The sequence below is a fragment of the Dyadobacter sp. Leaf189 genome (genome assembly GCF_001424405.1).
Taxonomy (GTDB): domain Bacteria; phylum Bacteroidota; class Bacteroidia; order Cytophagales; family Spirosomataceae; genus Dyadobacter.
Genome location: NZ_LMPS01000001.1, coordinates 1931448 through 1954513, shown reverse-complemented (window position 1 = coordinate 1954513; position 23066 = coordinate 1931448). Strand labels below are relative to the sequence as shown.

General features: G+C 45.2%; 25 protein-coding genes and 1 tRNA gene. 21 read left to right on the top strand and 5 right to left on the bottom strand.

Annotated features, from left to right (window positions below; all coding sequences use genetic code 11):
- Positions 1-3: 3 nt before the first annotated feature.
- A complete protein-coding gene (locus ASG33_RS08310; protein ID WP_082489118.1) occupies positions 4-3135 on the bottom strand; it encodes a TonB-dependent receptor in 3132 nt (1043 codons plus the stop codon).
- A 353-nt stretch (positions 3136-3488) separates the two neighbouring features.
- Between ASG33_RS08310 and ASG33_RS08305 the strand changes: the two genes are divergently transcribed.
- A complete protein-coding gene (locus tag ASG33_RS08305; RefSeq protein WP_056282459.1) occupies positions 3489-4733 on the top strand; it encodes a phage integrase SAM-like domain-containing protein in 1245 nt (414 codons plus the stop codon).
- An 11-nt stretch (positions 4734-4744) separates the two neighbouring features.
- Here ASG33_RS08305 and ASG33_RS08300 read toward each other — a convergent pair whose 3' ends face one another.
- From ASG33_RS08300 to ASG33_RS08280, 4 genes are all read right to left on the bottom strand, one after another.
- Entirely contained in the window at positions 4745-4966 is a 222-nt protein-coding gene (locus tag ASG33_RS08300; RefSeq protein ID WP_056282458.1) for a hypothetical protein, read from the bottom strand.
- Positions 4967-5291: 325 nt separating this feature from the next.
- Entirely contained in the window at positions 5292-6152 is an 861-nt protein-coding gene (locus tag ASG33_RS08290) for a hypothetical protein (protein WP_056282452.1), read from the bottom strand.
- Positions 6153-6218: 66 nt separating this feature from the next.
- The gene (locus tag ASG33_RS08285) at positions 6219-6716 is read right to left on the bottom strand and encodes a hypothetical protein (RefSeq protein WP_056282450.1); all 498 of its coding nucleotides are present in this window, start codon (positions 6714-6716) and stop codon (positions 6219-6221) included.
- A 26-nt stretch (positions 6717-6742) separates the two neighbouring features.
- A complete protein-coding gene (locus ASG33_RS08280; RefSeq protein WP_056282448.1) occupies positions 6743-7513 on the bottom strand; it encodes a helix-turn-helix domain-containing protein in 771 nt (256 codons plus the stop codon).
- A gap of 132 nt (positions 7514-7645) precedes the next feature.
- Between ASG33_RS08280 and ASG33_RS08275 the strand changes: the two genes are divergently transcribed.
- The 20 genes from ASG33_RS08275 (at position 7646) to dnaN (ending at position 23012) form a co-directional block, all read left to right on the top strand.
- Entirely contained in the window at positions 7646-8065 is a 420-nt protein-coding gene (locus tag ASG33_RS08275; RefSeq protein ID WP_056282444.1) for a hypothetical protein, read from the top strand.
- Between the two features lie 6 nt (positions 8066-8071).
- Positions 8072-8143 (top strand) — tRNA-Gln (locus ASG33_RS08270).
- A gap of 242 nt (positions 8144-8385) precedes the next feature.
- A complete protein-coding gene (locus ASG33_RS08265) occupies positions 8386-9162 on the top strand; it encodes a phage antirepressor KilAC domain-containing protein (protein WP_056282443.1) in 777 nt (258 codons plus the stop codon).
- A 247-nt stretch (positions 9163-9409) separates the two neighbouring features.
- Positions 9410-9658, top strand: coding sequence for a hypothetical protein (locus tag ASG33_RS08255; protein ID WP_056282437.1), 249 nt, complete (start codon positions 9410-9412; stop codon positions 9656-9658).
- Positions 9659-9891: 233 nt separating this feature from the next.
- The gene (locus tag ASG33_RS08245; protein ID WP_056282432.1) at positions 9892-10209 is read left to right on the top strand and encodes a hypothetical protein; all 318 of its coding nucleotides are present in this window, start codon (positions 9892-9894) and stop codon (positions 10207-10209) included.
- 56 nt (positions 10210-10265) lie between these two features.
- Positions 10266-10967 carry a hypothetical protein gene (locus ASG33_RS08240; RefSeq protein WP_157474627.1) on the top strand — a complete coding sequence of 234 codons (702 nt, stop codon included), beginning with the start codon at positions 10266-10268 and terminating at the stop codon, positions 10965-10967.
- Between the two features lie 331 nt (positions 10968-11298).
- The gene (locus tag ASG33_RS08235) at positions 11299-11796 is read left to right on the top strand and encodes a hypothetical protein (protein WP_157474625.1); all 498 of its coding nucleotides are present in this window, start codon (positions 11299-11301) and stop codon (positions 11794-11796) included.
- A gap of 215 nt (positions 11797-12011) precedes the next feature.
- On the top strand, positions 12012-13001 hold the full coding sequence (locus ASG33_RS08230; RefSeq protein ID WP_056282423.1) for an RNA-directed DNA polymerase: 990 nt from the start codon (positions 12012-12014) through the stop codon (positions 12999-13001).
- The gene (locus tag ASG33_RS08225) at positions 12958-13269 is read left to right on the top strand and encodes a hypothetical protein (protein ID WP_056282419.1); all 312 of its coding nucleotides are present in this window, start codon (positions 12958-12960) and stop codon (positions 13267-13269) included. Before ASG33_RS08230 ends, ASG33_RS08225 begins: the two co-directional genes overlap by 44 nt.
- Positions 13266-14633: a DNA cytosine methyltransferase gene (locus ASG33_RS08220; protein WP_162242734.1), complete on the top strand. Its 1368-nt coding sequence runs from the start codon at positions 13266-13268 to the stop codon at positions 14631-14633. The genes ASG33_RS08225 and ASG33_RS08220 overlap by 4 nt, the downstream gene beginning before the upstream one ends.
- A gap of 20 nt (positions 14634-14653) precedes the next feature.
- Positions 14654-14797, top strand: coding sequence for a hypothetical protein (locus tag ASG33_RS25745; RefSeq protein ID WP_157474623.1), 144 nt, complete (start codon positions 14654-14656; stop codon positions 14795-14797).
- A gap of 366 nt (positions 14798-15163) precedes the next feature.
- Positions 15164-16120, top strand: coding sequence for a DUF4373 domain-containing protein (locus ASG33_RS08210; RefSeq protein WP_056282408.1), 957 nt, complete (start codon positions 15164-15166; stop codon positions 16118-16120).
- Positions 16104-16919 (top strand): hypothetical protein, encoded by an 816-nt coding sequence (locus ASG33_RS08205; protein WP_056282405.1) that lies wholly within the window; start codon positions 16104-16106, stop codon positions 16917-16919. The genes ASG33_RS08210 and ASG33_RS08205 overlap by 17 nt, the downstream gene beginning before the upstream one ends.
- Complete coding sequence (locus ASG33_RS08200) at positions 16916-17431, top strand: hypothetical protein (RefSeq protein WP_056282402.1); 516 nt, start codon at positions 16916-16918, stop codon at positions 17429-17431. Before ASG33_RS08205 ends, ASG33_RS08200 begins: the two co-directional genes overlap by 4 nt.
- Positions 17432-17499: 68 nt before the next feature.
- A complete protein-coding gene (locus ASG33_RS08195) occupies positions 17500-17907 on the top strand; it encodes a hypothetical protein (RefSeq protein ID WP_157474621.1) in 408 nt (135 codons plus the stop codon).
- A 24-nt stretch (positions 17908-17931) separates the two neighbouring features.
- Positions 17932-20442 carry a DNA methyltransferase gene (locus ASG33_RS08190; RefSeq protein ID WP_056282397.1) on the top strand — a complete coding sequence of 837 codons (2511 nt, stop codon included), beginning with the start codon at positions 17932-17934 and terminating at the stop codon, positions 20440-20442.
- A 10-nt stretch (positions 20443-20452) separates the two neighbouring features.
- Positions 20453-20935, top strand: a complete 483-nt coding sequence (locus ASG33_RS08185) for a hypothetical protein (protein ID WP_056282394.1) — start codon at positions 20453-20455, stop codon at positions 20933-20935.
- Between the two features lies 1 nt (position 20936).
- Positions 20937-21437, top strand: coding sequence for a DUF4494 domain-containing protein (locus tag ASG33_RS08180; RefSeq protein ID WP_056282389.1), 501 nt, complete (start codon positions 20937-20939; stop codon positions 21435-21437).
- Positions 21438-21447: 10 nt separating this feature from the next.
- Complete coding sequence (locus tag ASG33_RS08175; protein WP_157474619.1) at positions 21448-21807, top strand: hypothetical protein; 360 nt, start codon at positions 21448-21450, stop codon at positions 21805-21807.
- Positions 21808-21818: 11 nt separating this feature from the next.
- Entirely contained in the window at positions 21819-23012 is a 1194-nt protein-coding gene (gene dnaN / locus ASG33_RS08170; protein ID WP_056282380.1) for a DNA polymerase III subunit beta, read from the top strand.
- Positions 23013-23066: the final 54 nt, after the last annotated feature.

The window sequence follows — 23066 nt, the reverse complement described above, 5'->3', positions numbered from 1 at the left end:
CTGTTAGAATTTAACATTAATACCAAAGTTGTAGCTGCGTGTCACCGGGTAAGTAAGTCCCGCGCCAAACAACCCTTCGATTTTTTCAGGGTCAAAAGGCTTCACGAACGGATCAGCCCAGGTGAAGATGTTGTGCGCATTTCCATAAATCCGCACATCCTGGATCCCGATCTTTTTCAGCCAGCCGAGATTGAAAGTGTATCCCAGCTGCGCACTTTTGAACCGCAGGTAGGAAGCATCTTTCCGCCATGCCGAGCTCTCCGCGTACATTGCGCCTACATTGTAATTGAAGCGGGAAGCAGGCCAGGTGCCGGGGATCCATTGGTTGTCTTCCGACAAATGCCAGCGGTCGTAGAAGTACTCGGGTGTGTTGCCGCGGAATGCGAATACCTCTGCATACACTTCCCGGAAACGCACACTATATTTACCCGACCCCTGGAACAATGCAGTGAAATCAAAGCCTTTCCAGCCTGCGGTTAAGGTCACACCATAGTACATTTTAGGATCGCCACCGAAGAAAAGCGGCATTGCATCATTTCCGTCGATCACGCCATTTCCGTCCACGTCTTTGTATCTGAAATCACCAGGCAACTCGCGGGTATTGCCTAAGTCACCGTTCTGGATAGGCGCATAAATGACCTCGTCGGCATTCTGGAACTGACCTTCGAGCTGATACGCCCAAACCACGTCATTCCAGCGGTTGGCAGCGCCGTTGCGCCACCGGTCCATACTGCTCAGAAAATCGCCCCTTTCCACATAGCGGTTCATGGTGCGGGCGTAGTTGAAGTTGCCCGAAATGCCATATTTAAAATCGCGGATCTGTCCATTGTAGCTGGCTGAAAATTCAATCCCGCGCACCCGGTCGCTGTTCAGGTTTTCTTCCGGCAAAGTACCCCCGAATGTATTGGGAAGTGAAACATTGCGCCTGGCCAGCAAGCCTTTGCGGTCTCTCTGGTAAACATCAAATGTGAAATCGATTTTGTTGTCCCACAAACCTACATCGATACCTACATCCTGGATATTGGATTTGAACCAGGTCAGCTTTTCATTCACGATCGCCGGTGAAGCTGCGCCGGTGGTATAATTTCCATTGGTAAATTCATAACCTCCTCCGCCTGTAAGCGAAAATCCGGGTACATACTGGAATGGCGCGCCGGCATCAGCACCCACCAAACCGTACGATCCTCTCAGTTTCAGCATGGAAATGAATGGGATCTTTTTCATGAACTCCTCTTCCGTCACGCGCCAGCCCGCAGATACCACCGGGAACAATCCCCAGCGGCGGTCGGGGTGGTAGCGGTAAGAACCGTCGTAGCGGGCAGCTACTTCAAGCAGGTATTTTTCCTTGAAATCGTAATTCAACCGGCCTACGTACGACTGGCTTGCGTATTCGCTTTCTGAGCCGCTGGTAGTCTGGTTATTAAGCCCCGCCTGGTCAATCTGGTCGTTAGTGTAGAATGCGTATTCTCGACCAAGCCCCGCCCAGCGGTTTTTCGATTCCTGCTGTTCGTACACGAGCGTGGCACCGAGATTGTGATTTTTGGCAATCACCGTATTGTAAAACAGCTGCCCCTGGAAAGTGACGCGGTTGTTATCAGAGAAATTGTTGCCGATCCGCGACGGGTTCCGCTGCGCGTGGGGAATGTATTTGTCCAGCGTAGCGTCGTAGGTGTACAGATTATAGCTTTTCGAAACCGATTTGTTCCGGTAATTATTGCTATCGTAAGCCACCAAACCTTTTACCCGCAAACCCGGCACAAATGGTACCGTGTAAGTCAATGCAAATGTGGACTGGAAGAACTTGTTCACATCCTCGCTATATCCGGTAAGATCGCCATTTGCCAGTGCGACCGGGTTGTAGCCGCCACTCAAAAGGGAAGGGTATCTCGGGTTATTATTGGCGTAAGGCTTTTCGGTTGCGAGGGCAATGCGGGTACCTTTGTAAATGTTGAAAAAATTATCCCCCGGCTGGTCACGTTTATCAAACAAGCCCGACAGGATAATATCCGCTTTCAGGTTTTTGGTCAGATCAATGCCCACATTGGTGCGGAAAGTGTACTTTTTATAACCCATATCCTTGCTTTTCAGCAGGCCGTTTTCATTCTGAAAGCCGAAACTCGCAAAGTAGGTCGCCGCACCTTCGCCGCCCGAAGCCGAGATAAAATGCTGCTGCTGGCCGGCCGATTTGTTGAGCACTTCCTTGTACCAGTCGGTGCTCTCGTAACCCGGCGCGCCTGTCCTGAACTTCTCGATCTCTTCGGGAGAGTACACCGGATTTTCGCCCAGGTTCTTCGCCGCATCATTCCGCATTTCAGCCCATTGCAGCGCGTTTGTCATTGTTGGAACGTCAGTTGGGCTTTGCCTTCCGTACACTGCATTGTAGCTGAACTGCGGCTTGCCCTGCTTGCCTTTTTTAGTCGTCACAATCACAACCCCATTTCCTGCACGGATACCGAAAATAGCCGCAGAAGCATCTTTAAGCACCGAAATGCTTTCAATGTCGTCGGGATTGATCTTCTGGAATTCATACCCGCCGTCGCGCGCAACGCCGTCCACCACATACAGCGGCTCGCCAAAGCCACGGATATTGATATTGGTACTGAATGAGCCCGGCTCGCCCGAGTTCTGGCGGATCTGCACACCGGCTACTTTACCTTGCAAACTCTGCGCAAGGCTGGTATGTGTGGTGGTTTTGATCTGCTCGGTGACGATATTGGAAATGGCGCCGGTTAATGTCTGCTTGCGCTGGGTACCGTAACCGACCACGACCACTTCGTTCAGCTCGTCGGTGCTGAGTTCCATTTTAATGGTAAAGCTGGTTTGACTGCCCACCGTAATTTCCTGGCGCTTATAGCCCAGAAAGCTTACGATCAGGACTGAACCTGACCTGGGCACCGAAAATGAGAATTTTCCGTCTGCATCGGTGGTAGTACCCTTGGTTGTACCCTGCAAAACAATGCTCGCGCCGGGTATTCCCATATTTTTCTCGTCGCGTACATCTCCTGCTATCTGTACTTCGCTGCTTTGTGCTGCCGCAAGAACCGGCAGTGCGAGGAGCAGACAAATGCATAAGTACCGGCGTATTCTCTGGAAATTCTGTAAAATTCCCCGTTTTAATAAAAGTTGATTTTCCATATTATCCGTTTAGTTCCAGTTTCATTTTTGACTGATCAACAGGTTTGCGCACAGTTGTACCGCCTGGGAAAGTGCGTCTCCGGGTTCTTTTCATTGTTAAAATATAAGGGTGATTGGTCGGCCTGACCTTGGGTCCAAAGAAAGGCGGGTGCTATTAAGAAATGGTTAATAAATCATTAATGAAATAGTTAATTTCATTTTATTTATAAGAAAAATACTTTAATAATAGGCCAAACGGAGTCCTTTGGCGCAAATCGCCATCTTTAAAATAAAAATGGTTTTATATATATTCGTACGTAAGCTTTCCCCCGAACCTTACCCCGCATTTAAAACCAAGAGTAAATAATTGCATAATGGCCACCGTTAATTTCTACCTGAAAGATCCCAAGAGTACTAAGGAGACACCCATCAATATGTTTTTTGCATATGGAAATTCCAAGCCTCTTAAATATTCGACGGGAGACAAAGTATTACCTGCTGATTGGAATGGTGACAAGCAAATGATAAGAGAGAAACGCAGCATCCCTGATTGCGTAACCCGCAATGCGTTTTTAGAGAAACTGGACAAAACTATAAAGTCGATCTACCGGCAGCTGCTGACAGAAGGGATTGAAATTGATGATAATACACTACGGAGTCGAATGGATGAGGATATGGGCCGAAAAAAGGCGCAATCATCGACAACACTCCTAGACTTCGCGAAAAAGCTCACTGAGGATCTCGCAGCTGCAAATTCTTCCGAGCGGCGTATCGTTAAGATGGCCTACACCAACTTGCTTGAATACAGCTTGAAGAACAAGGTTAAGCTTGACTTCAAAGATATGGATTTGGCATTCCGGGATAACTTCAATGTATTCCTTGAAAGCAAGGACTATGCTCAGAACTCCATTTCTACTTGTTTCCGGGCGTTATGCATCATCCTCAACAAAGCTAGAAAAGCTGGAATAAACAAGTTCTCTATGTTCAGGGATCGAGAGTTCAGCGCGAAGAGTGAGCGTGTGAAGAAGTTTTCATTCTCCTACGAGGAGCTGATCCGGATTCACGAATTGGATCTAACTGGCCAACTTCCTTCATATGCCGAAGTGCGAGATCTTTTCCTCATCGGGTCTTTTACTGCAATGCGTTATTCTGATTTCTCAAAACTGGTGCCCGAATCATTCTCCGATGGAGTTGTTTCTAGGAAAACGAAAAAGACCGGGAAGCACGTAAGTGCCCCTGTTCACTGGGTCGTGTCAGATATATTAGAAAAGCGAAACGGACAGTTACCCAGGATGTATGGTTACAACACAATCAACAGGATCATCAAAGAGATTGCGAAGCTTGCCCAGATAACAACTCCTGTTGTAGTATCCTATACGCGAGGAGGAGAAAGAGTCGATGAGGTCGTTGAAAAATGGCAGGCTATTTCCACGCATTCCGCAAGGCGCTCAGGAATTAGGACAATGAAGAAGGCTGGAATTCCAAAAGAGAAGATCAAACTTATTAGTGGGCACACTTCCGATTCATCATTTAGCATTTACGAAGACATCGACGCCGAAGAAAGTGCCCTGGATTTAGTGAATCACGCGTTCTTCAAGAAGCCGGCTGAATCGCTATGAATTGACATCATCTACCTTTTTGTTGTCGGGAAGTAGTGAAAGTATACTCGTAGAATAACTATACCGAACAACCCATCCGCGGCCATATAAATCAGCTTTGTATCTCCGGTAGCTTTGATAAATTCGTCGAACAGTTTCAGAAATGCGTAGACCGCCACTGAGACGAGCGCTACCTTCACAACCTCACGAGTAATAACCTCGACGATTTTAAGATGATCTTTTGTGATGGCCATTAGCGTCTCAATCTATAAAAGGTCACCACATCGAACTCAGCCCTGTTGAATTCAAATCTGTCCACTTCAAGCACTTCACAGGACAAACACTTTATATTTTGAGGAATCTCATCAAGGGTATTATAGACCTTTATCAATCTGCTGCAATTAGGACACTTTACACCATATCGCTTTTCGAATTGGCCACTTTTAACAGCCAATTCACAGAGAAGCTTGGCTATTTTAGTCGGCAGGTTGAATATAGATCGTATGTTCTCGACATAAATTCTGTCGGGATCTGTAAGTTCTAATAATTCGGCCTTCCTAGCCAAGAAGCTTTCCATCATTAATTATTTTCGAGTATCAGCTTTATCGCGGCAGTGTGCGCGTCAGTATCAGTGGCATAAAGGCTAAACGAAATTTCTCCCTTTTGTGGTTCAACACGAAAGTGATTAGGGTACTGATCGTCCTGATTCCCGAGAAACTTAAATACAGTTTTCTCTATCGGTCGTCCCATCATATCATCATACACGTCCGGCATTGCCACTTTCAATGTATGCTCCTCGTCTAAGGCTTCCGTCGAAGTGGATTTATCTTTTTTGAATTTTATATTAGTAGCATCAATAAGGTCCTTTTTAAGCAACTCTTTCACGCCCTTGGTTATATCAAGAGGTACTGGGTTCGAATTGTTGGAGAACAAGGATTTTACCACGACATCGCGGATGCTGGATTCAGAAAACCCTTGTCCTAAATTTACAACATTTGCGTTACCAAAATACTTTATGTAACGGTCAAGAATAGTAATGCGGAGGATAACTATCCCCCTTTTGAAGTAAATTGAAACTGGCCACTTGTTTGTCAGCGTAACAAACTCCTTTTTCTCTTTCACCAATATTTCCGAATCCACCTCTAATAAATATTTGTTCACCGTAAAACCGGCAACTTCCGACGTCCTGTCTGGCGCTTCTTTCCCGAGTTCAGATAAATCAAAGCGAGGAACTCCCCGGCACTCATAGATATAAACATGCTCTTTCGTCCTATCTGTCTGGTCAAGTGCAAAGGCATCAATAACTGATGTGGCGTTCTCGGCAACGATTTCTCGCAAGAGGTGGTCCTGGCCTTGGTGTGCTTTATTAAAATGTTCTTTAACTACTGCAACCGGGTATAATCGGAGAAGTCGATCTGAGATATCTCTGGCTGTATTCATCTATTCTAGTGTAGGGGATCCGTTTATTGATGATAACTAACTGGAAATTTTCCGGCTACTTGGAACCTAATTTTTACTGTATTTAACCCGGCTGTTGGGAATAGTTCTAGCCATCAATATCAAGTTTTGGTAGGCAATGCAAGGTTTTGTTCCCGCAATTCCATCCCACTGTATCTTACTAGATCCTGATACTCCGTTGACCCCAGTGAAGGCTGACATCATCACCTGCCCTTGTGCGTCCAAGCCCCATTCACCAGAAAAAGTCACCTTGCTACTATCGCCATCAGGTTCAATATAGGCCATAGCTTTGATTACCGTCCCTCCCTCGACTGATTTGCCGTCGCAGATCACTTGCATGGATTCTTTGTTCGATTTTACAGGACAGCCGTACTGAGCCAGGTTTTTCGACACGATCCCGAAGGCTTCATCGGCTGAATACGGGCTATATGCAACAACCTTCGTAGATCCTTTCGGGATCTTAGCGAGGTCTGCCTTATCCACCAAGAGTGTCGGTGCGCAAGATTGAAATAGGATCATTAAACACAACAGTATATTTTTTTTCATCGGTAGAGGGTTTGTTTGCGATGTAATTATAAAAACTTCGTCTTTCGATTCAAATCAACAACATTCATCAGCTCGTACACTTCATCAAGGTGGATGGTCAGATCCGGGTAAAGTCGCTTGTCTGGATTAATGGACTCAACCGTGATCACCCCGTTATCAACATCATGATCCTTTATGTTTTTGACCAAAATGCCATCTTTATGAACAATTATAAATTTGTTGTACTGTTTGAGATGAAATTTACTATTCCAAAGCGGGCGGTCAATCACTCTGCCAGTTACAATATCCCCATCTAGCAGAGCATCTGGCCTGCCGCTATTCATGCTGTCACCACGAACAACAAAGGCACGGTAAGTACCTTTATGGTAAACATCCACACTGATCATATGTTTAGGAAGGTCTTCTATGAAATCAGGATCGCTCCATCCAGAGAGATATCCTGCATAAGCATAGTAGCCAACCAAAGGCACAAGCATATATGAACTACCCTTTTCGGTAGCTATAAATTCGTTTCCGGTTTTAGTGCGTATAACTTCTTCTGAACCATCTGGAATATCTACTTCTTCAGCTTCAATTCTCGGCAATATCATGTCACCTTCACCAGAGTGAAGCCAAGTTTCGGAAATTTGCAAATACTTGCATATAGTAGCAATTGTACTTCTATTGTACGTCTTGCCTTCATTTTTGATTATCCGCCCAATGGTTGACTGGGATATTCCAGTGTGCTTTGATACCGCATAATTAGTTGAATGCTGGTGCTTAATAGCATACTCAAGTCTCTCGCCTATTGTTTGCATTATTTATAATCTTTCTAAATTACTATTTTTAAGCGAAATACTTCCATATAGTCTTGCATTGTACTTCCATATAGAAGTATATTTGCATAGATCATTAAAACAAAGATATGATTTAAGCAGCCAAGCTTCCAAATGGAACTGATTAAATGGTTTTACGGATACATCAAAAGTTTTATGAAAACATCTACCAAAGTACAATCATTCGAGGAAGCATGTGTCGCACTGGGATTAAATCCAGCCGAAGAACTGCCATATTCCGTAGCTACAACGAACCGCCAGAGAGGTATTAATGCCGTTGCGAAACTGGCCATTATTGCAGAGGCTCTCAACGAAGGGTGGAAACCAGATTGGTCTAACTGGAATGAGAGGAAATACTACCCATACTTTGATAAGGCCGCGGGTGGTTCCGGGTTCTCGTTCGACGATTTCTACTGCGACGCCTCGTACACGGGTGTCGGTTCCCGCCTCGTCTTTCGTACCGCCGAACTCGCGCGGTACGCGGGAACGCAGTTCCTCGAAATTTACCGGGAGTGGATGGTCTTCGGAGAATAACACTGTTGAGGAGTAGCTCAATGGTAGAGCGTCTGACTTTGGTTCAGAAGGCTGTTGGTTCGAACCCAACCTTCTTATCGATGAGCAACACGGTGGCTTCGTGTTTAAATAGCGGATAACATGCCCGGTAGCTGAAAAGCAAAAAGAGCCCCCGCTACGTAGGAAGACGGCAACTAAACCTGCTTACGCCTTTTGAAATGTAAAAGGCATTGGGATGAGGCGAAAGCCAAACCGACGTGAGAGGCTTTCCGGTGTGCCGCAACACCGGATCTACACTTCATCAACAATCAACCCGTCTGAGATCACATTTAATTTTCAGAATGATGCAAGAACTTATCCAAATCCAAAAAAGTAAAGGCGGACGTGATGTGGTATCCGCTAGGGAGCTTCACGGCTTTCTCGAAGTTAAGACAGATCTCGGCAGATGGATAGAACGACGAGTGAAAAAGTACGGATTTACAGAGCATCACGATTTTGTAAAGGTGTCGCAGAAATGCGAAACCTCCGGAGGATCACAGGAGGTAATTGATTTTGCATTAACCTTGGACATGGCAAAAGAACTGGCCATGGTCGAGGGGAACGAAAGAGGAAAGCAGGCACGTCAGTATTTTATTGCCTGCGAGCGGATGCTAAAAACAATTGCAACACCGCCAGCCCACCAATTGCCAAAAACATTTTCAGAGGCACTCCGGATGCTAGCCGAGAAAGTGGACTCAGAAGAGCGTTTGTTGAAAGAAAACGCCGAGCTGAAACCAAAAGCCGAGTACATGGACAATGTCCTAAACTCAGTATCTGATCAAACTACAACTTTGGTTGCAAAAAGTTTGGGATTGTCAGCAATCCGCTTGAACCAAATTCTTGTCGATAAGAAAATACAGTATCGTGTTGATGGATCGTACGCCTTATACCAGCGTTACGCCTCCAAAGGTTACGCGGCATACCGCACAAGGCACTTCATTGACAATGAAACGGGGCAAACCAAGACCAAAACTTATTTGGTTTGGACTGAATCAGGAAAGGCATTCATCCATCAGCTGCTAAATCCCCATCTGAGTGGATTCAACGTCTCTCATCCAAATCAACAGGCCCAAGCATGAGTTTACCAGAAATTACACTGGAAGTTGGATGTACTTATTTGGTCCGCAATCAAGGCGTTTGCCAGAAATCCAATAAGCCTGGCACCAGAACAATCATCCGACAACTACCGGCAGGATCCCTCTATGATTTTGAAGATGATCAAGGGGAATTCTACACCAAAAACGGCTGGTTCCTGAAACGGCACCGAAGCAAATACGACCTCGTCAAGAGAATATCATAATCACCTCATCAACAACTTTAAACCTAATGGAAGCAGTAGTAATATCTCCATTTCAGCAGCGAAAGCAAGAAAAGTACCGCAAGGTCTATGACACCTACAAAAGTTTGAAGGCATCCGGAGTAAAGTCCAGAGCGGCGGTCGAGCATATCCGTATCAATAGCGAATTGATATGTGGAGAACCCATTGATTCTTTTGAAACAGTCTACCGAACCATCAGAAGGATGAAAGATGAGGAGGAAAAGTTAATGAGGAAAACGGCTCGTCAGATCAACTAATGACAAAGCTCACGACCTACGCTATATTGTACTTCGGATCATTTGACCAGTACATAATGTCATTCTCCAATTTTTGCTTGGAGAACTCAAACGTAAGCTTTGCTATCACGATTTCGCTCACAATAGCAATACTTTCCCCTGGCATAAAAGCGAAGCTATACCATGTACTTGGCAAAAAGTAAAACCTACACTTCATCAACAAAATGGGTCCATTAGATAAAATTGAATTTCACATGCGTGAGACAAACAGCATCTTGATTGATTTTCAAAAAAGGCTCTCTCGAATTGAAGAGACACCAAAAGATCCGGATCCGCTTCCGGAAGTCTACATCAACAGCGCCGAGGTGCAGCGCATCCTCAACGCATCGGCACCTACCATACTGGCCTGGAAAAAAGAAGGACTGCTTACTGAGCACAAGAACGCCAAGTGCCCAACGAATAAGTACCTGCTTTCGGAAATAGACTGGATTAGCAAGCAGAAATATACCTTCCTCAGCCCTGTGGACCTTAGTAGATTGATTGCCAAGAGAAAGACCGAACTTGGATATTGATATTACGTATATAGAAAACCGTTTTCGATATTTTTAACATTTACATTCATTATTTTATGTCAAGACACGAAGAGTACCTTCCTGTTAATCCTGTGCAGCGCTATTATGATTGGCGATCCGAGGATAAGTCATTTTGTTTCTACGATGCCACCGCAGAGCAGCGATACTCTGAGAATCTACCTTGGAAGTTCTACATCATACGAGAACGGATTTGTGTTCGCGGATTTGATAAGAATACGCAAATGCAGGTTTTTTCAAACGAAATCCGCTTTTCCTCAAAGGAAGAATTGAACGTTCGCTGGTCGGACAACACGACAATTGCAAAGGGCCTATGGAAAGATATTAAAGATGAGGTCAAAGCAAATGGCGGGCATTTCACAAAGCTTTTTTACGCCATGTCAGACAACCTGGAACTGGTGTGTATAAGGATCAAAGGTAATGGTTTGCTGTCTTGGGGAGAAGTGGTAGGGAAAAGCCAGAAGAAACAGCAAAGCGAGTGGATTTCGGTAACCGGCTATGCCGAAAAGGCATTCGGTGAATCAATAAACACTTTCCCCACCTTCAATTTCGGCGGAGGATTGACCCCATCAGAAGACCAGGTGGCAAATGACTTGTTCGCAGAACTTAAAGAATATGGACTTATTAAATCATCTGCTAGGGCGGAATCAACTACTGCAACGACCAGTTCCACTGTCTCAATACCTGAAAGCCAGTTGCAGCTTGACCCCTCGAATGACGACGACGACCTCCCATTTTAGCGTGTCAAACTTCATTATCATAACTACCTCATCAGAAATCGTGAAAGGTCGAGAAAATGAATGGATAGCAATAGTTTACCTATGGTGGGCTATTCAATTTATAGCATTGTTACTCGTAATAGCATTCGTGTCGACAATAGTCGTTTTCGCGGGTAACATCAACGAAGTGTCGAGGTTCCTCAAATGTCTTTGGCATTTGATCTGATTCAAACATAAAGCAGGGTTTTCCTGTAAAGACCAAAGGTTAAGGGTTTAGGAAACATGCATCTGGACATTATTCCAGACCCGTTTTGCGGGCGATATGTGTATTCATCACCAAATCAAAATAACAATGAAAGACGAGATTATTCCGATCAAAAAGGAAAATGCCCAGCGTGCCTTTGAAGCCGCCGACGAGACTGGCAAAGCGCTCTTAGTGGGGCTGCTTGGAGAAGAGACTTTCAACATCGATATAAAAGATCGTGTGAAGTCCTACGAAGATGCATGCAGATTATTACAAATTAAACCCGCCCAGCTGAGCGAATTTACAGTAGTCCCAAGAGAGTTCAGAGCGCCAACCTATGCTTTCCACCGATTGTGTGTCATTGCAAAGGCATTGAATGAGGGTTGGGAGCCTGATTGGGACAATAATAATCAGTATAAGTACTATCCCTGGTTTGATATGAGATCAAAATCCGCGGGTGGTTCCGGGTTCTCGTTCTACGATTCCTACTGCGTCAGCTCGTTCGCGACTGTCGGTTCCCGCCTCGTTTTTCGAACCGACGAACTCGCGCGGTACGCAGGAACGCAGTTCCTCGAAATTTACCGGGAGTGGATGGTGATTGAATAAAGAAACTGGTTGTGCGCTGCTTGACCGCAGGTAGTTCCAGGTTCTCGTTCAACGATTACAACTACGACAACTCGAACACGAATGTCGGTTCCCACATATGCCAGATAAGACTTTGGCAGCGCAAACCATGGCAACACGCCAAAAAACGACTTCTATAATTTAAGTGCATCGGTATCCACCCGTGTGGAAAAAATGAACTTCAAAACATAGGCCTGATGAGACGGATTAACAACTTATACCGAAGTATTTGCAGTATTGAAAACCTCAACCTTGCTGATCAAAAAGCCAGAAGAGGAAAATCGAAACAGATCGGGATAAAACAGCATGACCAAAACAGGGAAGAGAACATCCTTGCCCTTCACGAAATGCTGATCAACAAATCGTTTGAAACATCCGAGTATAAGACCTTCATTATATTTGAGCCTAAACAGCGCGAGATATACCGGCTACCGTACTATCCTGATCGGATTGTTCATCATGCGGTTATGAACATTTTGGAGCCTATCTGGATGTCGTTATTCACGGCCGATACTTACAGCTGCATTAAAGGTCGCGGTGTGCACAAAGCCGCAAAGAATGTTCAAAAGGCTTTGAAGAACGCGCCTGAAACCATGTATTGCCTGAAACTTGACATAAGCAAATTCTATCCTAGCATTGATCACAGCATCATGAAAGTGATCATCCGTAAGAAGATCAAAGATGTTGACTTACTGTGGCTGTTGGATTCGATTATTGACAGTGCCGCCGGCCTACCCATCGGAAACTACCTCAGCCAGTACATGGCCAACCTTTACCTTACATACTTTGACCACTGGTTGAAAGAACATCTCCGTGTAAAGTATTATTTCCGCTACTGCGATGATCTTGTAATACTATCCGGAAGCAAGCCGTACCTGCACGAGATCCTGGCAAGCATTAAAGATTATCTCGCCTCAAAGTTAAAATTGAAGGTAAAGGACAATTACCAGGTGTTTCCTGTATCCGATCGGGGCATCGACTTTGTCGGCTACAAGATGTACCACACCCATACGCTATTAAGGAAATCTATCAAGCAGAGCTTTGCCCGGGCAGTGGCCAAAGGAAAAGGGAAAGAATCTATTGCCGCTTACACCGGATGGGCGAAGCACGCTAACTGCCTCAACCTAATTAAAGTACTCTCCCATGAAAGCAATCAAAAAGTTCAAAGAGTTAGGAATACAACCTGAAAGTAAAGGCTTTGAAGGTGACAAGATCAGCATGGATCGGATATTGAATCGCGAGATAACGGTTCACGATTACCGGATCGAAAATTCAAAGTACCCGGAGAAAGGCAATGCAAAATGCCTGTACATGCAGATAACGATAGGTGATAACAAGCATGTTCTCTTCTCGGGATCAAAAGTCCTTCAAGACGAAATCCAGCGAGTTTCCAAGGATGATTTCCCATTCGCAACTACCATAGTAAAAGAGAACCGACGATTCGAATTCACTTGAAACAACATTACACTTCATCAACAAAAGCTACCAATGTGGATTTTACCCATCAATCACCCGCTATCCTCTCAATTTGCCCGGGGATACGCGGAATCGAACGAGGACTTGAAAGAATATTTCCAAGGCTCCGAACCGTCGCTTATGTGGAAATCGAAGCCTTTATCGTGGAAAACCTTTTGTCAGCAATGGAAGCGGGTATGGTGGCTCCGGCACCTGTCTGGACGAACCTTAAAACCTTCAACTCGAACCCATTTCGAAACAGAATTCACGGAATCATTGGAGGATATCCATGTCAACCGTTTTCACTGGCCGGTAACCGTAAGGGAACCGAAGACCCAAGACACCTTTGGCCGTATATATACCAGATTATCCGATCAACTCGACCTGTTTTCTGCTTCTTCGAAAACGTCTCAGGACACCTCAGCATGGGATATGATCAGGTTTACAAAGGCTTACGAGATCTTGGTTACAAAGTTGAGTGCGGAATCTATACTGCGGAGGAAGTGGGCGCACCACAAGAAAGAAAGCGGCTCTTTATCCTTGCAATATTGGAGGACACCTATGGCGACAGATCATGGTGGGACAACGAGGGAGGACTTTTCAGAAAAGCTTTCAGAACAGGCAAAGAATTGGTCAACACCGGATACGAACCTATGGAAAGGGGCAGTCTCGAAAGATTCATTGACTCGGAAGGACGGAAAATCAAGGATGGATCGATTAACGAACCAAGTTGTTCATCAAAACTGGGGAACTCCGCGAGTGAGCACGAATGGGATGACCGGCAGCCTCCGCGAAGTCTCGGCAAGCCGGATCGAGGATCAGGTAATGAACTGGCCGACACCAACAACGTCCAGAGGCGACTATCAGAACCAAGCGAACGGGTCAAAAGCCTTGAAATTGAGCGGATCAGTTCAACATTGGCCGACACCGACAACAATGGATCAGATAGCACCGAAAACAGACAAGGCAATTCTCAGGGAAATGATGGAGATCAGACCCGGACGGAGCAGCTTCTCAAATCTCAGGGATTCGGTAGTTCGCGGCACCATGACAGATTTCCGGCAGGCCAAGGAGAATACCAGTTCGACTGGGAACCCCCAAGGACGTTTGGATCGACAAATCGCCTGCCAAATACTATACGAAAGCTGTGGCGTCAAAGCCGGTCGCATTTTGAAAAAGTTGTGGGAAAGGAAGTATGGACAGAAACTGACCGTAACATCAAAAAAGCGATTGAATCCAGCGTGGAGTATACAGTTGATGGGTACGGATTTGTCGAAGATCTTCACCGTGCCATTGGCAATTCAGTGGTCGAGCAAACTGCCGAAATAGCCTTCTTGGATCTTCTCAGAAAACATTTTCAGTAAACACTTCATCAATCAATATTATGGAAAATGCACTCTACGGTCTGTTGACCACCATTGCAGTTGGTATGTTCTGGTTTGCAATCAAAATCGCGCAGGAACTGAAAAAGGCGATTGAAATTGATGCCAACGGAAACATAGTTCAAAAGGATGGCAAAACTGTGTAAACATCCAGGATGTCGAAACCCGGTGTTCTCCAAGTTGTACTGCCTCTTCCATCAATATTTGGCCAATAAGATCAAGCCGATTAAAAAGGTAAGCGACAAACAGGCCGCTCGTTTGAAGGTCTACTATTCACTGACCCCTGTTTTCTTGGGAGAAAATAAATTTTGTCAGGCAAAACTGCCAGGATGCACAGGGAAGAGTACGGATGTTCACCATCGCCGCGGAAGAGGATTCTATTTGCTGGAAATAGCGACATGGATGGCAGTCTGTCGAAAATGTCACAAGGTCATTCACGACGAGATGAGCCTAGCAGAGGCAATTAAACGAGGCCTCAGAATAAAGAGAGTTTAAGTAACCCAACTCAAATAATGGCAAGACCTTATAAGCCAGGATTGGAATACTTTCCGAAAGATTCCAACATGTACGGAGAACGGAAGATAAGACGGCTGATGGCAACCTGGGGGCTGAAGGGTATTATAGTGTATGAGTATCTGCTTTGCCTGATTTACGGAGACCGGGGCTACTACATCAAGTACGATTCCGAGCTCGCTTTCGATGTCTCAGACTTCCTTAAAAACGGCGTGACTGAAGAAGATGTAAGAGGGATAATCACTACCTGTGTTGAGATAAATCTTTTTGATTTTTACTGTATGCAGCATGTGCAAATACTTACCTCATCAGGAATCCAACAGCGATACCTGAAAGCGAAAAGAGGCGGGATTATTGATGAAAGATTCGAGGTTATTGCAGTAAAAACTCGAGTTATTGCAGCAGAAACTACCGCAAATTCCGCATTAAGTACACAAAGTAAAGTAAAGGAAAGTAAAGTAAATAAAAGTATAGTAAATGAGAGTAAACGCGAGGCTGATTCGCCTATCGGCGGCACTCAAAATTCAAGTCTTAGAAGTGGTGTAATTACCACTCAAAAACCGGAAGAAAAAAAAGCCCCCCCGGTTGCGCCGCCCCCCCCTGACCAAGTCAAGAAGTTTGACCTTGTGAAGGACGAACTAGGGATCACTCGATGCATGGTGCTGCGGGAGATGCTAGTGGAATACAGAAACAAAAATCCCACTCTCTACCCTGAGTCGATGTACAAGAAATTCCTTGTCCACTGGTCAACCCCAACGGCGAACGGAAAGCCGAAATGGCGAAATGAATTAGATAAAAAGAACGGAGCCTTCGACATACCTGGCAGGCTCGCAACATGGAAAGGAAATGAATTCAATTCAGCAAATCAGAGAGGAGGATCACAGAAACTACGTCCTACGGCCAAAGGGGTCTCTGAGTACCGAGGAGGAGCAGTTCTTAATGATGTGGAAGATTAACGGGCCAAGTCCAATCCCACTGACCGAAGAAGAAAAGACCGCAGTAACCGAGGTCGCGATTCGTGTCGCGATTCTGGAAGCAGAAAAGGAAAAGGGGTTTAACCGATACAAGCAGCTATATGCTGTATCGGTGACGGAAGAGAAGGTATTCCCTGAGCTTACCCCTGCCGAATTCCAGAAGTTCATCGTAGAACTTGGCGTTTTAAGATCGCAAGAGCGCGGGTGGCCCCAAGAGTTTCAGCTCGATGAGAATAATCGGGTAATCGTGAAGTCGCTTGCTCATTATTTCACGAATAGTCCAAAGTTCTCGGCTTTCAATGCGGGTTTTTCTTTAAACAAAGGCATTATGCTGGTCGGAGACGTGGGATGTGGCAAAACACAGCTGATGGAACTTTGCAGTAAAAACCCGAAGCTTTGCTACGCAAGACACGATTGCATTGAGGTGGCCGGCGAATACACTTTACCTGGCGATCAAGGGGGCGAGAATGTCATTCAGTATTATTCCGAAAACAGCAGAAGCCCTGACGTATCCAGAACAATGGGACATGAGTTTTACGGACGGTTCTTCGATGATCTTGGAGCGGAAAGCAGTGCACGCCATTACGGAAATGAAAAGAATGTGATGGAGCAGATTATCCTAAACAGGTACAAGTTCCATCCTCATCACATGACGCACTTCACCACCAACTTAGTAATGGAGGATTTGCAGGAAGTCTACGGCAAAAGGGTAGCAGATCGCCTGAAAGAGATGTGCAATGTAATTGAGTTCCCAGCAACAGCTAAATCTAGAAGAAAATGATTACGGAGAGTTTATACACGCCAAATTGCATCAGGACATTCAGCAGGCTTTACATGAATGTTTTTGAGCCAACCGAGGAAATGATCCGAATTGAAGACATCGCGCATGCTCTGTCAATGCAATGCAGGTTCGGCGGGCACTTACCTAAGTTCTATTCAGTTGCTCAACATTCAGTGCACTGCTGTGAAGAAGTAAGCGAGGTACATCAACTTGCAGCACTTTTGCATGACGCCAGCGAAGCTTATCTGGTCGATATACCATCGCCCGTTAAATCGGGGCTTGCGAATTACAAGCAGCTGGAAGATAGGTTGATGAAAGTTATTGCTAAGAAGTTTGGATTCGACTACCCTTTGCATCCCGACGTCAAGATTGTTGATGAAAGTATGCTACACGCGGAGTGGGAGTATCTGATGCTGGAAAAGCAGCATTTTTTGAAGTTCAGATCTTGGTCTCAGGACGAAGCAAAAGGCCGGTTTCTCAATATGTTTTACCAGATAAGTCCCCAGTTTTGATGCATAGATTCGTAATCGGAATTGATCCAGACATCAGCAAGTCAGGTGTAGCGATCTGGGACCGGGAGATGAAACGCTGGGTTCTTTGGAAAGCATTTGCAAACGAAGATTTGATAGATGAAATTCTAAAAATCTGCGATCCTTCCTCAGCTCTGATTCTTTTGGAGGCGGGTTGGCTAAATAAGAAATCCAACTACCGAAAAACGGCCGGCCGGAGAGTCTCAGAAGCAATATCCCGCAAGGTTGGTCAAAACCAAGCATCAGGCCAGCTTCTAATGAGAATGTTGGAAAAGCAGGGATTTATTGTCAAAGAAATTAAGCCGCTCGTGAAAGGTGTGCTGAAAAGAGACGGATCGTGGACCGTTACTGGCCGTAAGTTCATTGAAGAGAATACCGGCATTAAATCAAGAATCAACGACGAGGTTCGAGATGCACTATTTATTGTGCTGATATCAAATCAGCGGGCTTTGTTTTAAATACACTTCATCAATAAATTGAAAATGACAACCTACAAGAGCTTTCTTGAAGCAAAGATTCGTATTGCCGAAAAAACAGGGATAACAGTCAGTCGTGCCGATCTACACCCTATTTTAAAACCTCACCAAGCAGACTGCGTGATATGGGCACTTGCAGGTGGGCGCCGAGCTCTATTCGAGAGTTTTGGACTTGGAAAGACGTTGCAGCAGCTCGAAATATTACGTCAGATCATTCGGGTTGTTGGTGGTAATGTGTTAATCGTTTGTCCTCTTGGAGTTAAGCATGAATTCAATCAAGATCTACTAAAATTAGAGATAGAAGAAAATGCAGCATCCCTAGGCATTAATCAGATCAAATACATCACCTCCACAGACGAGATTGAAGATGGCCATTCGTGGTACATCACCAATTATGAACGGGTTCGTATGGGCGACATCAACCCAGAAAAGTTCATTGCCGTGACTTTTGACGAGGCATCTGTCCTGCGAGGATTGGCCACAGAAACAGCAGACACAATTATGAAGCTGTTTTCGAAGATCAGATACCGATTTGTTTGCACCGCAACGCCTTCGCCGAACAGATATTTAGAGCTTATCAATTATGCGGAGTTTCTTGGTATTATGGATCGCGGACAGGCCCTGACCAGGTTCTTCCAGCGGGACTCCACAACTGCCGGCAACCTCACGCTATTACCGAAGAGAGAAAAGGAGTTTTGGTATTGGATGTCAAGTTGGGCAGTGTTTATAACGAAGCCCTCTGACTTGGGGTATTCAGATGAAGGGTACGACCTTCCACCTATCAAGATACACCGGCACCGAGTAAACTTCGAAAGAGGGCTGAATGTAGACAAACGAACTAATCAGTCCACTTTCATTGCAGATTCCTCCAAAAGCCTCGTTGAGGCAGCAAAAGAAAAAGCCGTCTCAGTCACCCACAGAGTTGCCAAGGTTACGGAAATCATCAATTCGGATCCGGATAGCCATTACATTCTGTGGCATCATCAAGAAGTTGAGCGACATGAAATAGCAAAGGCACTCGGATCTGATGAATGCAAGTCAGTGTATGGGTCCCAAGACTTGGACCAACGAGAAAACAGGTTGATCGGATTTTCCAAGGGGGAATTCAAATATCTGTCTACAAAGCCCAAGATCGCCGGGTCGGGCTGCAACCTTCAATATTTCTGCTGCAAAGCAATTTTCGTCGGAATTGACTACAAGTTCAATGACTTCATACAAGCGGTTCACAGGATCTATCGGTTCGGTCAGACAAAGCAGGTTGAAATCCACATTATCTACACTGATGCCGAGGAGCAGATCCTAAAAACGCTTGAACAAAAATGGCACAATCACAATAACCTACAATCAAGAATGACTGAGATTATCAAAGAACATGGACTAAATTCAGATTTGTACTCCTCAGAATTGAAACGTGAGATGTTCACTGGCAGGAAAGAGCTATCTGGACAAGATTGGACTTTTGTGAACGATGATTGTGTTGAAGATTTTAGCAAGAGAGATGACTGCAGTATAGACCTCATCGTTAGCTCTATTCCATTCGGAAATCATTATGAATATAGTGAGAACTTCAACTGTTTCGGACATAATGAAACCAACGAGGATTTCTTCAAACAGATGGACTTCCTCGTGCCTCACCTTTACCGAACTTTAAAGCCGGGGAGAATTGCAGCTATACACGTAAAAGACCGCATTCGGTATTCTTATATGAACGGCACGGGCTTCACGTCTCAGGATCCATTCTCGGATGATACGTCTGCTTCATTCAGGAAACATGGTTTTCACCTACTGACCAGAATCACAGTGACTACCGACGTCGTGCAGGAAAATGCACAAACATACCGGTTGGGATGGTCGGAAGCTTGCAAGGACATGAGTAAAATGGGCAATGGCTTACCAGAGTACATCCTTGTATTCAGAAAACCTCCATCAGATTCGGCAAATGGCTATGCAGACGTACCGGTAAAGCATAGCAAGACTGAATATTCACGTGGCAGGTGGCAGGCTGATGCACATGCATATTGGAAGAGTGCCGGAGAAAGGCTTTTGGATTCGGAAACATTACGTCGGCTCGGTCTATCAGATGTACTTAAAGCCTGGAAAGCTTGGGATACTTCCGAACCATACAACTATGATCGACATATAAAGCTTAATGAAATGCTCGACGATCTGAAAAAACTGCCATCTACTTTCATGGCCGTTCCTCCTCAATCGACACATCCGGACGTATGGGGCGACATCAACCGGATGAATACACTAAACTCCACACAGGCAAAGAAGAATCTTGTGAAGCATATCTGCCCGTTGCAGCTGGATATCATCGAAAGGCTCATCGAGAGATATTCAAACCCGGGCGAGCTGGTAGCGGATCCTTTTGGTGGGATCGGGTCAGTCCCCTACCAGGCAGTCAAAATGGGGCGAAAAGGTTTCGCAACGGAATTGAACTCGGAATACTGGCAAGACGGAACCAGGCACCTTCGGTCACTTGAATCAAAACAAATTACTTTATCACTTTTTTAAACACTTCATCATGCAAACAGCAGAACTGAAAATCAGCGTTCAAAACGCGTATGTCGCTTTCAAAAATGGCACGGCCAAACAGAAAGCATTTTTAAGGGACTTGTTCCCTGATCATAACTTTGATGGCGACATCACTGACCGAGTTGGTTCGTATGAAGATGCATGTGCAATCGTGGGGATCAACCCGATGACCATTGACAATTTTAAACCATTTCCGGAACAAGACAGGGAGTACCACTTTGCATCGCACAAGCTGGTGACAATCGCAAGAGTACTTAATGAAGGATGGCAGCCGAATTGGAACGATAGCACCCAAGCCAAATACTATCCTTGGTTTAAGCCCGCGGGTGGTTCCGGGTTCTCGTTCGACGATTGCATCTACGACGGCTCGTACACGACTGTCGGTTCCCGCCTCGTTTTTCGGACGTCGGAACTCGCGACCTACGCCGGCAAACAGTTCATAGACATCTACAACATAATCCTCAAAAACTAATATGGCCAGCTGGTATTTATCAAAAATCAGATATCAAAAAGAAGATGAGGCAGGCTCTCTTCGGACTATCAACGAAGCGTTCCTGTTTGACGCGGTTTCTTTCACGGAGGCGGAAGCAAGAGCTTACAGTAGCATTGTGACAGGCGCGAGCGATTTCAGCGTGTTGAGCATCACAAGAATGAGGCTTGCTGATATTTTTACTTACGAAGAAGGTGAGCAGTGGTTTAAAGCAAAGGTGATTTACTTCTCGGTCGATGAAAAGAGCGGCAAGGAGAAAAAGGTTGTGAATTATATGCTTGTGAATGCCGATGGTATTCAGCAGGCTCTCGACAGGATCAACGAAAGCATGCGCAACTTCCTCATCCCATACGAAACGACGGATATAGTATTGACTCCAATTGTAGATGTGTTCCCCTACAATTCTGAACCGGACCAGGTTCCTGACAATATGAGGCCGCTTGCGGATGTACTGGCAGAACGCAAACATGATCAGTCACTCTAACGTCCTTCCCATGCCGCTACCAGGAGAAAAATTAGAGGGAATTTATGACCTCATAGAAACAGCGATATATTCTCTGGAAGTCTGTGATGAAGAGAATACCGGCCCACTTACTGAGTGCCGTAAGGCGATTGACAGGGCCACTGAATTTCTGGAAGATGAGGAAATGGAGGTTTACCGATTCGGGGATCTTACGAAAATTCCAGATCACAACTTTCAGCCGTTTGCTTCAATTAGACAGGCAAATGAAATCATACAAGCACTTGAAATTCCAACTGAATATACCGAAGAAACCGAAAGCGATTTTGGAGAGTGTATTGAACAGCTGGAACTAGCCGCAGAAATCCTACTGAATGAAATTCTAAAAGACTAAAATTCATCAACATGTCAGAAATACTAGAAGAAATTCCTAAAAGCAAAAAGTTCAAAGGAGGCAGTGTGACCTCCAAAATCACAGTAAACTCAAAAAGATTTCTCAGAGCTTGCGAGACTGCATACCGGGCGATCAATCCAAATTCAATTGTTCCAGCGATCGCAAACATTTTGGTCCAGCTTGAAGATGGCAAGCTCAAATTTACCGGTACAAACCTCAACCAGACGATCGTCACTGAGATTGAGCACAATGAACTTTTTGTAAGCGCACGTTTTTTATTCCCGGCGGACTTGGGAATGAAGCTTCTTAAATCAATCCCCGACGTGCCGGTTGAGATTACCCATTTAACATTTCAAACAACAGACTCAGTCGGAAATCCAACCACAGCCGACGCGATTGAGATCGGGTACGCAGGCAATACTTACAGGTTCGAAACCTTCGCAGCAAAAGACTTCGTAAATGTGCCAGATTGCTCAATCTCTCCCGTTACAACCTTCAAGACCGAGGCCGTCAGTAAAGGTATTTTCTTCTGCAAACAGTCGGTCAGCGAAGATAAAGACAGGCCTTCAATCCAAGGGATTTTCTTTAAAGCCCTCGGCAGCTCTCTTGAAGTGGTTTCAACGAACCGGCACATTCTGACAAAGTATGTCGCTGATTTGGAAGAAGAAATCGAGGCAGAGATATCATTCACCATCCCGACCAAGCCTGCTGAGATTATCAGCGAACTTACAGGTGAAACAATCGAGCTCCGGATAACTAATAATGGTGTGCAGTTTTCCAACGAAACTACCAAGGTATTTACACTGCTGATTGATGAGAGATTCCCCGATTACAACTTGGCGATCCCTAAATCTCACATATCAGAATGCATTATTCCACTGGCGCCGTTAAAAGCATCAATGAACAGGATAAATATTCTTGCCAACGAGAATGCAAAAACATCGCTGAACATCACTGATGAGTCGATTGAGATTGAGATCTATGATTCAAACTTCAATAACGATGCATCAGAATCAGTAGCAATAAGCTCCCTGTCAGGCCCGCCCATTAAGATCGGCATCAATCCCGTTTATCTGACTAAGATTTTAGCCAAACATGTCAGCGGCGATATCACGATGAAGCTTGGAGAAAATAACCGGGCAATCCTGATCTACCCGGAAGATGAGCCGGAAGTCGAATTGCTGATAATGCCAGTCATGATATAAGTTATTACTGCGGGCATGAACTTAGGCCCGCAGTATACCCATCTACGTTACAAT